At 66.6% G+C, this 15292-nt stretch carries 16 protein-coding genes and 1 pseudogene; 9 read left to right on the forward strand and 8 right to left on the reverse strand.

What is annotated here, in order from left to right; all coding sequences use genetic code 11:
- Positions 1-48 precede the first annotated feature (48 nt).
- From ASD75_RS22310 to ASD75_RS22330, 5 genes are all read left to right on the forward strand, one after another.
- Positions 49-690 carry an excisionase family DNA-binding protein gene (locus ASD75_RS22310; RefSeq protein ID WP_156401075.1) on the forward strand — a complete coding sequence of 214 codons (642 nt, stop codon included), beginning with the start codon at positions 49-51 and terminating at the stop codon, positions 688-690.
- Entirely contained in the window at positions 687-1421 is a 735-nt protein-coding gene (locus ASD75_RS22315; RefSeq protein WP_056748160.1) for a response regulator, read from the forward strand. The genes ASD75_RS22310 and ASD75_RS22315 overlap by 4 nt, the downstream gene beginning before the upstream one ends.
- Before the next feature lie 257 nt (positions 1422-1678).
- Positions 1679-2446, forward strand: coding sequence for an MHYT domain-containing protein (locus ASD75_RS22320; RefSeq protein ID WP_056748161.1), 768 nt, complete (start codon positions 1679-1681; stop codon positions 2444-2446).
- Between the two features lie 71 nt (positions 2447-2517).
- Positions 2518-3207 carry a glutathione S-transferase family protein gene (locus tag ASD75_RS22325; protein ID WP_199170833.1) on the forward strand — a complete coding sequence of 230 codons (690 nt, stop codon included), beginning with the start codon at positions 2518-2520 and terminating at the stop codon, positions 3205-3207.
- 15 nt (positions 3208-3222) lie between these two features.
- Positions 3223-3732 (forward strand): low molecular weight protein-tyrosine-phosphatase, encoded by a 510-nt coding sequence (locus ASD75_RS22330; protein ID WP_056748163.1) that lies wholly within the window; start codon positions 3223-3225, stop codon positions 3730-3732.
- Between the two features lie 13 nt (positions 3733-3745).
- Here the strand turns inward: ASD75_RS22330 and ASD75_RS22335 are convergent, their stop codons facing one another.
- The 7 genes from ASD75_RS22335 to ASD75_RS22365 form a co-directional block, all read right to left on the reverse strand.
- Positions 3746-4819 (reverse strand): XdhC family protein, encoded by a 1074-nt coding sequence (locus tag ASD75_RS22335; protein WP_056748166.1) that lies wholly within the window; start codon positions 4817-4819, stop codon positions 3746-3748.
- A gap of 29 nt (positions 4820-4848) precedes the next feature.
- Positions 4849-5481: a CoxG family protein gene (locus ASD75_RS22340; protein ID WP_056748168.1), complete on the reverse strand. Its 633-nt coding sequence runs from the start codon at positions 5479-5481 to the stop codon at positions 4849-4851.
- A gap of 94 nt (positions 5482-5575) precedes the next feature.
- Positions 5576-6790, reverse strand: a complete 1215-nt coding sequence (locus ASD75_RS22345; RefSeq protein ID WP_056748169.1) for a VWA domain-containing protein — start codon at positions 6788-6790, stop codon at positions 5576-5578.
- Between the two features lie 10 nt (positions 6791-6800).
- Positions 6801-7727, reverse strand: a complete 927-nt coding sequence (locus ASD75_RS22350; protein ID WP_056748171.1) for a MoxR family ATPase — start codon at positions 7725-7727, stop codon at positions 6801-6803.
- Between the two features lie 109 nt (positions 7728-7836).
- A complete protein-coding gene (locus tag ASD75_RS22355; protein WP_056748173.1) occupies positions 7837-8628 on the reverse strand; it encodes a xanthine dehydrogenase family protein subunit M in 792 nt (263 codons plus the stop codon).
- 11 nt (positions 8629-8639) lie between these two features.
- Positions 8640-11027 carry a xanthine dehydrogenase family protein molybdopterin-binding subunit gene (locus ASD75_RS22360; protein WP_056748176.1) on the reverse strand — a complete coding sequence of 796 codons (2388 nt, stop codon included), beginning with the start codon at positions 11025-11027 and terminating at the stop codon, positions 8640-8642.
- Positions 11028-11073: 46 nt separating this feature from the next.
- Positions 11074-11544, reverse strand: a complete 471-nt coding sequence (locus ASD75_RS22365; protein WP_056748178.1) for a (2Fe-2S)-binding protein — start codon at positions 11542-11544, stop codon at positions 11074-11076.
- A 490-nt stretch (positions 11545-12034) separates the two neighbouring features.
- On the opposite strand from ASD75_RS22365, the gene ASD75_RS22370 reads away from it, so the two are divergent.
- Entirely contained in the window at positions 12035-13183 is a 1149-nt protein-coding gene (locus ASD75_RS22370) for a helix-turn-helix domain-containing protein (RefSeq protein WP_082565132.1), read from the forward strand.
- 149 nt (positions 13184-13332) lie between these two features.
- Here ASD75_RS22370 and ASD75_RS22375 read toward each other — a convergent pair whose 3' ends face one another.
- Positions 13333-13779, reverse strand: coding sequence for a helix-turn-helix domain-containing protein (locus ASD75_RS22375; protein WP_015015242.1), 447 nt, complete (start codon positions 13777-13779; stop codon positions 13333-13335).
- 116 nt (positions 13780-13895) lie between these two features.
- Between ASD75_RS22375 and ASD75_RS22380 the strand changes: the two genes are divergently transcribed.
- The 3 genes and pseudogenes from ASD75_RS22380 to ASD75_RS22390 all read left to right on the forward strand — a co-directional run bounded on the left by ASD75_RS22380 (position 13896) and on the right by ASD75_RS22390 (position 15244).
- A complete protein-coding gene (locus ASD75_RS22380) occupies positions 13896-14360 on the forward strand; it encodes a DUF2938 domain-containing protein (protein ID WP_082565140.1) in 465 nt (154 codons plus the stop codon).
- A 33-nt stretch (positions 14361-14393) separates the two neighbouring features.
- Positions 14394-15017, forward strand: a pseudogene (locus ASD75_RS22385) (flavodoxin family protein); the annotation flags it as partial.
- On the forward strand, positions 15014-15244 hold the full coding sequence (locus tag ASD75_RS22390) for a DUF2798 domain-containing protein (protein ID WP_056748182.1): 231 nt from the start codon (positions 15014-15016) through the stop codon (positions 15242-15244). The pseudogene ASD75_RS22385 and the gene ASD75_RS22390, both read left to right, overlap by 4 nt.
- The last annotated feature ends 48 nt before the right edge of the window (positions 15245-15292 follow it).

A 15292-nucleotide genomic window follows, 5' to 3' on the forward strand; every position in this document is an offset into this window, starting at 1 on the left:
GAAAATGCGTGATCTATGCAATCTGACAATTCCCTCGCGGAGCACGCCATGGCGGACCACTACACCACGCTGGAAGTCGCCAAGATGCTGGGCATGGCCGTGCGGTCGGTCCAGCTGATGGTGGACCGCAACGAACTTGAGGCCTGGAAGACCCCTGGCGGGCACCGTCGCATCTCGCGTGCATCGGTGGAACGCTGGATGACCGCCCATGGCGCCGGTGGCGCTACCCAGGCACCCGCCGTCGGCGCTCCAGTCGCCGCCCGCGCGCCCCTGGCCGCACCGGTGGCACCTGCCAAAGGGCATGCACCACAAATCCTGCTGATCGAGGACTCCATCCATTTCCAGAACCTCGTGGGCCTCATCGTGCAGCAGCACCTGCCAGGAGTGCAGTTGCATGTGGCGAACGATGGCATCACCGGCCTTGCGCTGTATGGGCAGATTCAGCCCGAGGTGCTGATCGTGGACATCCTGCTGCCAGGCATCGACGGCGCCACCCTGATCACCACGCTGCGCTCGCACCCCCAATTTGCGCGCAGCCACCTCATCGTGGTCACCTCGCTCGACGAGCAACAGCGCGAGCCGTATGCATTTGCCTTGCAGGGTGTGAAGGTGATCCACAAGCCCCGGCTGGTGGCCGAGTTACCTAGCGCTCTGGCCGCGTGCATTCCACAGGCCCAGGTATCCGCATGAGCGCGCCCAAGGTCCTGCTCGTGGAAGACGACAGCTCCATCGCACGCTTTGTGCAGATGGCGCTCGAGGAACTTCCCATCGAGCTGGTGACCTGCGCCAACGTGCCTGACGCCATGCAGGCGCTGCATGCGGGAGGCGTGGAACTCATCATCACGGACCTTATGCTGCCGGGCGAGTCCGGCATTGACCTGGTACAGCGGCTGCTGCAAGAGCCTGTGCACGAACGCCGAATTCCGGTGGCGGTATTCAGCGCGGGCCTGACGCCGCCAGTGCGCGAGCAACTCCAGGCCATGAAGGTGTGGCGCATGCTGTCCAAACCTGCATCGGTGGCAGAGCTGGAGGCCTGCGTAACCGATGCGCTGGCGCTGGTGGCGGATACCCCTGCCAATGCGCCAGCCACAACAGCCACGCCTGCCGATGAAGCGGCCGACGATGAGGCTAAGGCCATTGCCACCCACTTTGCGGGCGACGAGTTTCTGTTCAAGGCCTACTGCGCGAGTTGCCTGCAGCAGTTCCCTACCGACGTGCGGCAAGGTGACGCGGCCTGCGCAGCGCAAGACTGGCCGGCGCTGCGGCGCCTGGCACACAGCCTGGCCACCGTGCTGCTCACCCTGGGCCATCCGACGCAGAGCGTGCGCGCCCGCCAGCTGGAAAACGCAGCCGCCCAGTCTGCCGCAGAGGCATGCCAGGAACATTGGCGCATGCTGCGCGCTTTCCTGCTGCAACTCTGATCCCACGCCAGCAGCCCGGCTGGCCACCAACCGCCCTGGCCTTGAAGAGGCCCGATGACGGGCGATTCACCCACCCCATCGCCGTCTCCGGAAGGCGAACGTGAAGACCCATGAGCAAGCCGGGGTGGACCCTTTTTTCTGAAACGTAACCATTCAGAGCAAAAAATAACCAATTTGTCTAATATTTAAACAATTGGTTTCAATCGCCTCAAATGCGGTGTGAAGCTCTCCTCCACCCCCGTCTCAGGCAGCGCTCCATGGACCCCACCGTCGTTTCCGAATACCGCCCCCACCTTGTCGCCATCTCGTTCGCATTGGCGTTCATTGGTTCATTGATCGCGCTGATGGTCACGCGCCGCATCCGCCACAAGGACGGCTCGCTCAACCGCGCAGCCACGTTGACGGCCGGCGTGGCGCTGGGCGGCATCGGGGTGTGGTCCATGCACTTTGTGGGTATGGTGGCTCTGCGGCTGGACGTCGCCAGCAGCTACGGCATCGTTGAAAGCGCGGTGTCTCTGCTGGTGGCCGTGGCCTGCACTTCGGCTGCACTCATCGTGGTGTCCAAGGCCCCCCGGGAGCTGGCACGGATTCTGGGCGCAGGACTGCTGCTGGGCCTGGGTGTGGCGGGCATGCACTACCTGGGCATGTACGGCATGAAGATTGGCGGCTACATCCACTGGGACCTGCGCACCGTGGCGCTGTCGGTGCTGATTGCGGTGGCAGCAGGCACGGCTGCCCTGTGGCTGGCCTTCAACACCCGCCGCCTGGGCAGCCGCGTGGGGGCCGCCCTGCTAATGGCCACCGCCGTGTGCGCCATGCACTACACCGGCATGGGCGCGGCCGAGTTCGTCTGCACCACCCCCAACCGTTTTGCCACCGTGCAGGGCGTCGGGCTGGTCAGCTCGCTGGGCCTCGGCCCCATCGTGGCCGCCTGCGCATTTGCCATGGCCGTGCTGATTTCGGTGGATCTGTATGTGCAATGGATGCAACGCTCCATCGGCCAGCAGCGCCGCCGTGAGGCCTGAACCAGACAGCAACCGCAAAACAAGGGCTGCACCAGGGTGCATTCGGCCCACTCTTCAATAAGATGGCGACCATGATCACCCTGCACCACCTCGAAACCTCGCGCTCGCAACGCATTCTCTGGCTGCTGGAAGAGCTGGGTGTGCCCTACGAGCTCAAGATCTACCCACGCGACAAGGCCACCAAGCTGGCCCCGCCTGCGCTCAAGGCCATTCACCCCCTGGGCAAGTCGCCAGTCATCACCGATGGTGAGGAAGTGATTGCCGAGTCGGGCGCCATCATCGAATACCTGGTGGACACCTATGGCGAACAGGCCCGTGGCGACCTGGCCCACCTGCAGCCAGCAGCCCGCACCGCCGAGCACCGCCAGTGCCGCTTCTGGATGCACTACGCCGAGGGCTCGCTGATGAACTGGCTGGTGATGAAGCTGGTGTTCAAGACCATCCCCACGCAGCCCATGCCGTTCTTCGTGAAGCCCATTGCGCGCGCCCTGTGCGGCACGGTGCAGCAAAAGCTCATCGACCCCAACGTGGACACGGCGCTGGCGTTCATTGAAGAGCACCTGGGCACCCACCGCTGGTTTGCGGGGGAGCACCTGACCATGGCGGACTTTCAGATGAGCTTTGCGGTGGAGGCACTGATGTCACGCGCTAACGACGCAAGCCGCTGCCCGCACCTGCAGGCCTACCTGGAACGCATGCACGCACGCCCGGCCTACCAACGGGGCATCGCCAAGGGCGGCCCGGTGGTGATCGAGGCCTGAACGCACGCCACCACCATGTCTCGCTACGCGATTCTTTTTGTGTGCATGGGCAACATCTGCCGCAGCCCCACAGCCCACGGCGTGTTCCGCCACAAGATCATCCACAGCGGCCTGGCGCACAGTGTGGTGGTGGACTCGGCAGGCACGCACAACTACCACCCCGGCGAGCCGCCCGACACCCGCACCCAGCGCCACGCGGCGCAGCGCGGTTATGACCTTTCGGACCTGCGGGCACGGCAAATCATTGATGCCGACTTTGCCCGCTACGACCTGATCCTGGCCATGGACTGGGACAACCTGGCCCTGGCGCAAGACCAATGCCCGCCTGCACACGCGCACAAGCTGCGGCGCATGACGGAGTTCTGTCTGCAATTCGACAGCCCGGTGGTGCCCGACCCGTACTACGGCGGCAGCCAGGGGTTTGAGGAGGTGCTGGACCTGGTGGAAGACGCCTGCGAAGGGCTGCTCAGGCACGCGCAGCGACAACTGCAGGCGCAGGCGCAGGAACCCAAAGCCCGGCACTGACCTGCTTGCGTGGCTACCGCACTCCGCACACCAGGGCGCCGGGGTCGTTGTGCGCCTGCTCGCGGTCGTTCTTGGCCTGGGCCACTTCCATGTCGCGCGGCAGGGTCACGCCGTTCTTGACGGCCAGGATCTCGGCCATCACGCTCACCGCGATTTCGGGCGGTGTCTTGCTGCCGATGTAGATGCCAATGGGCCCGCGCAGGCGCTGCAGACTGGCTTCGGTCTGGTCAAAGTGCTCGATCATGCGGGCGCGCCGCGCCTCGTTGTTGCGGCGCGATCCGATGCCGCCCACGTAGAACGCCTCGGTGCTCAAAGCCTCCAGCAGCGCCAGGTCGTCCAGCTTGGGGTCGTGCGTGAGGGCCACCACGCAGGTGCGGCGGTCAGGCTTGAAGGTCAGCACCACATCGTCGGGCATGTCGCTCACCACGGTGGCACCCGGCACGCTCCAGCTGCCCCGATACTCCTCGCGCGGGTCGCACACCGTCACGGCAAAGCCGTTGAACAAGGCCATGGTGGCCAGGTACTCGGTGAGCTGCCCCGCCCCGATCAGCAGCATGCGGTACTCGGGCCCGAAGGTGTTGGTGAGCTGCTGTGCATCCACCTTCAGATCCTCGGGTGCCTGCGCAGGCGCCAGGGTCACTGCGCCATCGGACAGGCGCACGGTGCGCTGCACCAGGCGCCCGGCGGCCAGCTGGGCAATCAAATCGGCCAGCAGAGCGGGATCTGGGTCGTATTCCAGCAGCAGCTCCAGCGTGCCGCCACAGGGCAGGCCAAAGCGGTGTGCTTCGTCGGCGCTGATACCGTATTTGACAAACGATGGCGGCCCGCTGGGGATGCGGTGCTCGGCACCGTCTGCCGCAGCGCCCGCCTGGGCATAGGCGCGGGTGTGGCGGTCGATCAGGTCGTCCTCAATGCACCCGCCCGACACCGAACCCACCACCGCGCCGTCTTCGCACAGCGCCATGATTGAGCCCACCGGCCGTGGCGACGAGCCCCACGTGCGCACCACCGTGGCCAGCAGCGCACGGCGCCCTGCGGCACGCCAGCCCTGCAGCGTGCGCAGCACGACGACGTCCAAATTTTCCATGACTCACTTCCTTCCGGTACCCATAGCACTCAACCCCGATTGAACCACCAGGCCAGCAGTACGAGGGCCGCCACGCCAACACCCCACATCCACGCAGGGATACCGCCGCCCTGGGTGGCACTCCCTCCTTCCACGGCGCCCGGCTGGGTGACGGCATCGGCACTGGCTACTGCATCTGCCGGGGCGGCTTCAGCACGCGGAAAGCGGCGCTGCATCTCGTCGTCAAACCGTTTGAAGAAGTCTTCGGCCATGCTCTTGGCGGCGCCGTCGATGAGGCGCTGGCCCAGCTGGGCGATCTTGCCGCCCACCGAGGCATGCACGGTGTAATGCAGCTCGCAGCTGGCCTGCCCCGACGCATCGGCGGGCAACGGCACCAATTTGACCTGGGCATTGCCCTTGCCAAAGCCCGCCACACCGCCGGAGCCGTCAAAGGCGATGTTGTAGCTCTCGGGCGGCACGATGTCGGACAGCGTGATCTTGCCGGCGAACTTGGCCGACACGGGCCCGATCTTGAGCGCCATGGCCACCGAATACTGGTTCTCGGCCGTGGGCTCGACCTTGTCGCAGCCGGGAATGCACAGCTTGAGCACCTCAGGGTCGTTGAGCGCCTCCCAGGCCTGTTGCTGGCTGACGGCAAGGGTTCGGCTGGCTTGCATTTCCATGGTGGGTCCTCTCGGTCTTCATTGGGTGTGGATGTTGTGGGAATTCAATCGGTCCGCTGCATGGCTGGGCTCGATGCGGTACGGGGCCGCGCCCTCATTGCCGCAGCACGCTTGCCAGGCCGGCGGCCAGGTCCTTCAGGTGGCTCAGGTTGTGCACGGCCACCATGCCGTGGGCCTGGCGGTGCAGGGCCGACGCACCGCGCGCCGTGGGGGCATACCCCTCGTAGCGCAGCAACGGGTTGAGCCACAGCAGGCGGCCACAGTGGCGGCGCAGCCATGCCAGCTCGCGCTCCAGCACCTCGGGGGCGCCCGTGTCCAACCCATCGCTGATCAGCAGCACCAGCGTGCGCCGCCCCACCAGGCGCCGCGCATGCTGCAGGCGCAACTGGCCCAGGCTGTCGCCCATGCGGGTGCCGCCCGCAAAGTCGGTGATGGCATGGCTGGACGTCTCCAGCATGGCGTCGGTGTCGGCGAGGCGGAAGGCGGGCGTGAGATCGGTCAAGCCAGTGCCAAAGGCAAACACGTCCCGGCGCACGGCAGCGCCGGTGTGGCGCGGCGCGGTGGCGGCGTGCAAGAAGGCCAGCAGTAAACGCGCGTAGCGCTCCATCGAGCCCGAAACGTCCACCAGCACCAGCAGCGGCAGCGGTTGCTGGCGGCGCTGCAGCAAGGGGATGTGCAGCACCTCGCCCCCACTGCGCGCCGCATGGTGCATGGCACCGGGCCAGTGCGGGCGGCTGCCGCGTGCGCCCGGCCGGGTGCGGCGGGCCGCGTAGTGAGGCAACGGCAAGGGCACATCGCGCGCCAGGCGCTCCACCAGGATGTATTCGCTGGCCGAGAGCTGGTTGAAATCCGCCTGCCGCAGGCGCTGCAGGTCGCTGGCCGTCATGGCGGCATCGAATTCGATCTTGTCTTCTTCGCGCGCGGGCGGTGCGTTGCGCGCGGCACGCACGGGCGCCAGTGCCTCGCTCACGCGCGGGCGGCGTTTGACGGGCTCGGCCTTGGATTCTGCGCTGGGCAGCATCTGCGCCAGCAGCTTTTGTGCGACGTTGGGATTGCGAAAGTAGGCATCGAACAGCTCGCGGAACACCATGCGGTCTTGCTCGCGGCTGACCAGCACGGCCTCCAGCGCAGCACCGAAGTCCTCGCGCTGCAGGCCCACCAGCATCACCGCCTGTTGGGCCAGCGCCATGCGGGCCGCATCCACCCGCACGCCCGCGCGGCGCAGCGTGCGGCCAAAGCCGCTCAGGTTGTCGGCCAGCTTGCCGGTGCGGGCATCGCCGAGTTGGGAGAACATCGCGCCCTCGGCCATCGGCCGGTTCTCATGCATCGGCATCGGCGGGTTGCAGCAACTGCACCGCCATGTCGCGGGTAAGCGCCGCCACATCCTCCCGCTGCTTGAACAGGATGCCTGCGGTATCGGACACCACCTCGGGGTCCACCACGATGGTGTCGAGCGCCACCAGCGCCTTGGCCCATTCCACGCTCTCGGCAATGCCCGGCGCGCGCTGGAAGGCGTTGGCAAACGGCTGGCTGCGCAGCCGCCCCACGAACTCTGCCACCTGCACGGCCAGCGCCTCGCTGGCACCGGGCACCTGCGCGCGGACGATGGCCAGCTCGCGCGCGCGCTCGGGGTAGTCCAGCCAGTGGTACAGGCAGCGGCGCTTGACGGCGTCGTGCAGATCACGTGTGCGGTTGCTGGTGAGCAGCGTGACCGGTGTGGCCGTGGCGCGCACCGTGCCGATCTCGGGGATGCTGACCTGGTACTCGCCCAGGTATTCGAGCAGGAAGGCCTCAAAGGGCTCGTCCGCGCGATCCACCTCATCGATCAGCAGCACGGCGCCCGGCGCTGGTGCCTGCAGCGCCTGCAGCAAGGGGCGGCGGATGAGGTAGCGGTCCTGGTACACCTCGCGCTCCACCTGCGCCATGTCGGCACTGCCCTGCCCTTCCGCTGCCCGCATGTGCAAGAGCTGGGCGGCGTAGTTCCACTCGTACAACGCCTCGCGCTGCTCCAGGCCGTCGTAACACTGCAGGCGAATGAGGCTGCGCGACAGCACTTCCGAGAGGGCTTTGGCCAGCGCCGTCTTGCCCACGCCAGGCTCGCCCTCCAGCAACAAAGGCCGCTGCAGCTTGAGCGCCAGAAACACCGCAGTGGCCAGGCGACGGTCGGCAAAATAGCCCACGCTTTGCAGGGCCTGCACCAGGGCGTCGATGGAAGCCGGAACCGGCGCGGCGTTCAATGAGTTCATTGCTATCCAATTCATAGCTGACAGCGAATATTCCTCTAGCGCTTGCAGCCAATTTCACTCAAAAACCCGCCAACGGGTGCCGTACCACGGTGGCGGGGTTGCCTTCACGTCATCCCAGCATTTGCTGCACAGCGCGCTGCGTTTGCACGCTGATGAGGTTGGCGCGGTAGGCGGCACTGGCGTGGATGTCGGCGTTCAGATCGTTCGCGTCGATCTTCACGCTGGCAGCCGACTGCGGCGTGAAACTCTGGTTGAGCGCCGCCTCCAGCCCCGCATGGCGGAACACGCTGCTGGCCGCACCGGTCACGGCCACGCGCACGCCGCTGTCGGTTTGCGCCACAAACACCCCCACCAGCGAGAAGCGCGAAGCCGCCTGCTTGAACTTCATGTACGCAGCGCGTTTCGGGATCGGGAAGCGGATGGCGGTGATGATCTCGCCCTCATCCAGCGCCGTGGTGTACATGCCCACAAAGAAATCGTCGGCCTGGATCTCGCGGCGGTTGGTGATGACCGTGGCGCCCAGGCCCAGCACCGCACTGGGGTAGCAGGCGGCAGGGTCGTTGTTGGCCACCGAGCCGCCCAGCGTGCCGCGTGCACGCACCTGGCGGTCGCCAATGTGGGCAGCCAGGTCGGCCAGCGCAGGGATGGCGGATTTCACATCCGCACTGGCTGCCACGTCGGCATGGCGCGTCATGGCGCCGATGACCAGCGCGTTGCCCTCGCGGCGGATGCCCGCCAGCTCGGCAATGCTGTTCAGGTCCACGATCTTTTCAGGGTTGGCCAGGCGCAGCCGCATGGACGGCAGCAGGCTTTGCCCGCCCGCGAGCAGTTTGCCGCCCTGGGCGATGAGCTGCGCGGCAGCGGCGGTGGAGGAAGGCGCTTCAAAAGTGAATGCGTACATGGTGGATCTCCTTATGCCTTGGCGTGTTGAATCGCTTCCCAGACGCGGTGCGGCGACGCGGGCATGTCGAAGTCCTTCACACCCAGGTGTCGCAGCGCATCCAGCACGGCGTTGATCACCGCCGGTGGCGAGCCAATGGCCCCGGCCTCGCCGCAGCCCTTGGTGCCCAGTGGGTTGTGGGTGCAGGGCGTGCACACATGGCCCAGTTTGAACTCGGGGAAGTCATCGGCACGTGGCATGGCGTAGTCCATGAAACTGCCGGTGAGCAGCTGGCCCGTTTCGCGGTCATACACACAGTTCTCCAGCAGCGCCTGGCCAATGCCCTGCACCAGTCCGCCATGCACCTGCCCTTCGACGATCATGGGGTTGATGATGGTGCCGAAGTCGTCCACCGCCGTGAACTTGTCCACCCGTGTGTGGCCGGTGGCGGGGTCCACCTCGACCTCGCAGATGTAAGTGCCTGCCGGGAAGGTGAAGTTGGTCGGGTCGTAGAACGCGGTTTCGTTCAGGCCCGGCTCCAGCACGTCCAGCGGGTAGTTGTGCGGCACATAGGCTGCCAGCGACACCTGGCCGAACGGGATCTTCTTGTCGGTGCCACGCACCGTGAATTCGCCATTCGCAAAGTCGATGTCGGCATCGCTCGCTTCCATCAGGTGCGCAGCAATCTTTTTGGCCTTGGCCTCGATCTTGTCCAGCGCCTTCATGATGGCCGCGCCGCCCACGCTGATGGAGCGTGAGCCATACGTGCCCATGCCGAACGGCACGCGGCCCGTATCGCCGTGCACGATGTCCACGTTCTCCACCGGGATGCCCAGGCGCGCGGCCACCACCTGCGCAAAGGTGGTCTCATGCCCCTGACCGTGGCTGTGCGAGCCGGTGAACACCGTCACGCTGCCAGTGGGGTGCACACGGACCTCGCCGCATTCGAACAGACCTGCGCGTGCGCCCAGGGCGCCGGCGATGTTGGACGGCGCGATGCCGCAGGCCTCGATGTACGACGAATACCCAATGCCCCGCAGCAGCCCCTTGGCCGCGCTGGCGGCCTTGCGCTGCTCAAACCCGGCCACGTCGGCCAGCTTGTTCGCCCCATCCATGCAGGCCTGGAAGTCGCCGGTGTCGTACTGCAGCGCCACCGGCGTCTGGTACGGGAAGGCCTTGATGAAGTTGCGGCGGCGGATCTCGTCCTGCGGCAGTCCCATCTCCCACGCGCAGCGGGTGACCAGGCGCTCCAGCAGGTAGGTGGCCTCAGGGCGGCCTGCACCCCGGTAGGCGTCCACCGGTGCGGTGTTGGTGAACCACGAGTCCACCTCCACATACACCTGCGGCGTGCTGTACTGCCCCGCCAGCAACGTGGCGTACAGGATGGTGGGCACCGCGCTGGCAAAGGTGCTGAGGTAGGCGCCCAAGTTGGCGTGGGTGTGCACACGCAGCGCCAGGAACTTGCCGTCCTTGTCCAACGCCATCTCGGCGTGGCTCACGTGGTCGCGGCCGTGGGCATCGCTCAAGAACGCCTCACTGCGGTCGGCCACCCACTTGATGTTGCGGTTGAGCTTTTTGGACGCCCAGGTCAGGCACACGTCTTCGGCGTACAGATAGATCTTGGAGCCAAAGCCGCCGCCCACATCGGGCGCAATCACGCGCACCTTGTGCTCGGGCAGGCCCATCACAAAGGCCGTCATCAGCAGGCGCTCGACGTGCGGGTTCTGGTTGCTGACGTACAGCGTGTATTCATCGCTCGCGCGGTTGTAGCTGCCGATGGCGGCACGGGGCTCCATGGCGTTGGGGATCAGGCGGTTGTTGATCAGATCGAGCTGGGTGACATGCGCTGCGTTGGCAAACGCGGCGTCCACGGCGCCCTTGTCGCCGATGGCCCACTTGAAGCAGTGGTTGTCAGGCGCAATGTCGTGCAACGCCGCACCGGCCACGGCGCCCGATGCGGCATCGGCCACATTCACCACGGCAGGCAGCACGTCGTAGTCCACCTCCACCAGCTCGGCCGCATCGCGTGCCTGCTGCTGGGTCAGCGCCACCACCATGGCCACGTGGTCGCCCACATAGCGCACCTTCCCCTGCGCCAGGATGGGGTGTGGCGGCTCCTTCATGGGCTGGCCGTCAGTGCTGGTGATGAGCCAGCCGCAGGGCAGGCCATTGATGTTGTCGGCGGCCACGTCGGCACCGGTGAACACACCCAGCACGCCGGGCGCGGCCTTGGCAGCGTCAATGTTGATGCTGTTGATCTTGGCGTGGGCGTGCGGTGAGCGCACGAACACCGCATGGCTCTGCGCGGCCAGCACCACGTCGTCGGTATATTGGCCTGCGCCGGTCAGGAAGCGGTAGTCTTCCTTGCGCTTGAGCGATTCGCCGATGTGCGGCAGCTTGGAAAAGTCGGATGCACCCATGGTCTTGTCTCCTTGGATTGTTCTGGCGTGGGGACGGCGGGCGCGCTCAGGCGCCGGCCATGGCCTTCTGGCCGACCTGCACTGCGCGCACGATGTTCTGGTAGCCGGTGCAGCGGCAGATGTTGCCTTCGAGCAGCTCGCGGATCTCGCCTTCGCTGGCGTTCGGGTGGTTCTTGCACAGGTCCACCGCACTCATCACCATGCCCGGCGTGCAGAAGCCGCACTGCAGGCCATGGCACTCCTTGAACGCAGCCTGCATGGGGTGCATGGTGCCGTCAGGGGTGGCCATGCCTTCAATGGTCGTCACCTCGGCCCCCTGGGCCTGCACCGCCAGCATCGCGCAGGATTTGACGGCCCGGCCGTTCACATGCACCGTACACGCCCCGCACTGGCTGGTGTCGCAACCCACGTGGGTGCCAGTGAGCAGCAGGTGCTCTCGCAGCGCATGGACAAGCAGGGTATTGGGGGGGACGTCAACACTGGCAGCGCGCCCGTTGACCGTGAACTGGACTTGCATCTGGCTGTCTCCTGGAGTGGTTTTGGCTGGATAGGAGCGCGCTCACGATCTCGCGGAGGGGATCAGGATCACGCTCATCGCTCGCGAATCTTCTGCCGCGCCCCACGCCCCATCCCTAGGGACAACCCTAGATTTCCGGGGCCCATGGCTGGATATTCTCAAAATGAAACATGCTGCAATGCACACTAGTCCACTGAATCCGGGAAATCGGGGGTGCGCCAGGGCTGCGGCGGGATGCACGGCAAGGCGCCTGGCGCTGCCAAGGCTGGCTGCCTTGGCAAGTCAGGCAACGCCGCCGGGTACCCGCCGCAGCCCTGGCCCGCAGGGTGAGGGTCTGGCAAGGCCGCACTCGTTGTTGCCGTGCTCGCCGGGTGTACGACACGGCTGCGCCCGGCGCCTAGATTGCGGCCTTGCCAGACCCTCACGCACCCCCGATTTCCCGGATTCAGTGGACTACCGCATCATGCGGACCTCCAGGAGCCTTTTCACCATGCTGATCTCCGCGCCCCACCCCGCTGCTGACCGCCACGCGCTGATTGCGCAGGCGCGCCAGAGCCTGCTGTCCGACGGTGCAGCGCCCGTGCGCGCCGAGGTGGAGCCGTGGATTGCGCGATCCTGGCAACGCTGCCTGGCGCGGGGCCTGGAGCCCACGCGGCGCGTGGCGTTTGACGCCGTCAGCGCGACGGCGCTGCGCCACAGCCAGGAGCAGAACCACCACCTGCTGCGCGCTGCCCGGCCGGTGCTGGAGCAGCTGACCCGGGCCATTGCGGGCATGCGCTACTTCGCCATGCTCACCGACGCACGCGGCATCGTGGTCGATGTGCAAGGCCATTGCGACCGGAGCGACCCGCGCGCCAGCGCCATTGGCCGCGTGGGCATTGATTTATCGGAAGCAGCAGTGGGCACCACCGCCATCGGCGCCGCACTGGAAGAGCTGCAGCCTGTGTGGTTGCACCGGGGCGAGCATTTTTTTGACGACAACGCCAGCTACAGCTGCGCCGGAGCGCCGCTGTTCGACCCCCAGGGCCGCTGCATGGGCATGCTGGACCTGACGGGTGTGGATGTGCCCGAACGGCCCGAGCTGCGCCACCTGGTGGCCCGGTCGGCCCGCGCCATGGAAGACGCACTGCTGCTGCAACTGCCCCATGCCCTGCTGCTGCGCGTGAACTGGCCGGGCTGCCCGCTGGGCGGTGAAGGCGACGGCCTGCTGACGCTGGACGCCGACGGCTGCGTGGTGGGTGCCAACAGCATGGCCCGCCAGCTGGTGCCGCAGCCCCTGCGCACCCCCGGCCTGCCCGGCGCCCGGACCCACTGCGGCGACCTGCTGGCCATGCCCTGGACCATGCTGTTCGACGCGGCCCGCCAGCAGCGCCGGGAACCGCTGGATTTGCCGCTGTGGTCGGGCCTGCGGCTGCACGCGCTGGCGCAGCTGCCTGCGCACGCCCGCACCGTGGGCGACACCCACACAGCGGCGGTGCCAGGCATTGCATCCGCGCCCGCCCCGCTGCGCGAGGCCGAAGTGGCCATGATCCGCCGCGCGGTGCAGGAAGCGCGCGGCAACGTGGCCGAGGCGGCGCGCGCGCTGGGCATCAGCCGCGCCACGGTGTACCGCAAGCTCGGCGCCCCCAAAGGCGGGTGACGGGCCCGCGCCGCTGCCCACACCGTCGTGCAGGCGCCCGGCGACTCCATGTCAAGCCCTATTGGCCGATAGCGCTAGTGCAATATGCCTGAATAGCTATCAAATAGATAGCAATCAAGTCACCCACAAACCAGGGCGCGTTGGGCAGCTCAGGCACGCGGCCGGCGCAGCCCCACCACCGGCTGCGCGCTGCGCCGCTGCTGACGCTCCAGCGCTCCGTCAGCGGCGGCTTTCAGCAGCCGCTGGAAGGACGGGCACTGGGCGTGGCTCTCGGCCGGGCAGGCGGCCGCGTGCCGCAGCCCATTGCTCATGGCCTTGAGGCGCTTGACCATAGTGTCGAGTTCGTCGGCCTTGCTTGACAGCAGCTGCCGGTCGATGTTCGGCTCGCCACTGGGCAAGAACATGGACCGGATGTCGTCCAGCGAGAAACCGGCCGATTGCCCCAGCGCAATCAGCGCCAGCTGGTCCATCACGCCGGGCGCAAACCGGCGGCGCTCCCCCGGTTGCCCCACCGACTGGATCAAGCCCTTCTCTTCGTAATACCGCAGCGTGGACGCCCGCAGCCCGGAGCGTTTGGCGACTTCGGCAATGTCCATGAAAAAACCTCTTGACCTCAAGTTGACTTGAACTTCTATATTCCGTTCAAAACCTTCTCCCGTCAACTTTCCGAGGTGTTTTGATGACTCTCTCACTGCAAGACATTCCCCTCGCCATGCTCCTGGGCATCGGCGCCACCGCCGTCATGGATGCCTGGCTGTTGCTGCTCAAAAGGCTGGGGGTGCCCACGCTCAACTTCGCTTTCATCGGCCGCTGGGTAGGCCACCTGGTGCGCGGGCAAGTCGCCCACGCAGCCATCGCCAAGGCAGCCCCGGTGCGCGGCGAACTGGCCTGGGGCTGGCTCACGCACTACGCCGTGGGCGTGGCCTTTGCCGGGGTGCTGCTGTCCCTGCAGGGCGCTGCCTGGGTCCACAGCCCCACCCTGTGGCCCGCGCTGGCCGTGGGCATGGGCACCGTGGCGGCGCCGCTTTTGGTGATGCAGCCCGCCATGGGCTCGGGCTTTGCGGCATCGCGCACACCGACCCCGCTCAAGAACTGCCTGCGCAGTTTGGCCAACCACACCGTGTTTGGCCTGGGCCTGTATCTCTCCGCGCTGGTCATCGCACTGATTTCACGCTGACCTGTCCCGCGCCTTCTCCCCCGAAATCACTCCCAAGGAACCCACACCATGCAACACATTGCCACCGTTTATCACAGCGCCCACGGCCACACCGCACACATTGCCCACCACGTGCTGGACGGCGCACGCTCTGTGCCGGGCGTCCTCGCCGAACTGCTCCGCGCCGACGACCTGGCGCAGGCACCCGACCGCCTGCTGCGCTACGACGGCGTCATCCTGGGTTCGCCCACCTACCTGGGCGGGGTGTCCGGGCCGTTCAAGACCTTCATGGATGCCACGGGCCGCCTGTGGAAAACGCAGCAGCTCAAGAACAAGCTGGCGGCGGGCTTTACCGTGTCGTCACTGCCGGCGGGCGACAAGCAGTCCACGCTGATGTCGATGTGGGTGTTTGCCATGCAGCACGGCATGGTGTGGGTGGGCAATCCCATCCTGCCCGAGCAACACGCCGGGGTGCCGTATGACGAGGCGGCCAACCGCCTCGGCTCCTGGTCGGGCCTGATGGCGCAGGCAGGCCACGGGGCGGCCGCCGATGCCTTTGTACCCGGCGACACCAAGACCGCCCGCATGTTCGGCCAGCACTTTGCGGAGACACTGCAGCGCCTGGGCGGTGTTGGAGGTGCCGCCGCACGCCAGCCTGGCGAAGAGGTGGCAGCATGATCCCCGCCCGCTATGGACCGGTGCTTTTCAGCTTGATCTTGTCGGGTGTGATGTCGCTGCTGGTGTCGGGCATCTCCACCTTTCGCGCGCTGCAACCGCAGCAGGACTTTGTGAGCCTCTGGACAGGCGCCTGGCTCACAGGGTGGCTATTCGCCTTCCCGGCGGTGATGCTGGCAGCGCCGCTGGCCCGCAAGGCGGTGGCGTTGCTCACCACCGCCAAGGGCTGAGCACCTGCGAGCGGCTGACAAAACTCAGCGAAGCGGCCCTGGCTAGGC

The organism is Acidovorax sp. Root568 (assembly GCF_001427445.1).
Classification (GTDB): Bacteria; Pseudomonadota; Gammaproteobacteria; order Burkholderiales; family Burkholderiaceae_C; genus Acidovorax; species Acidovorax delafieldii.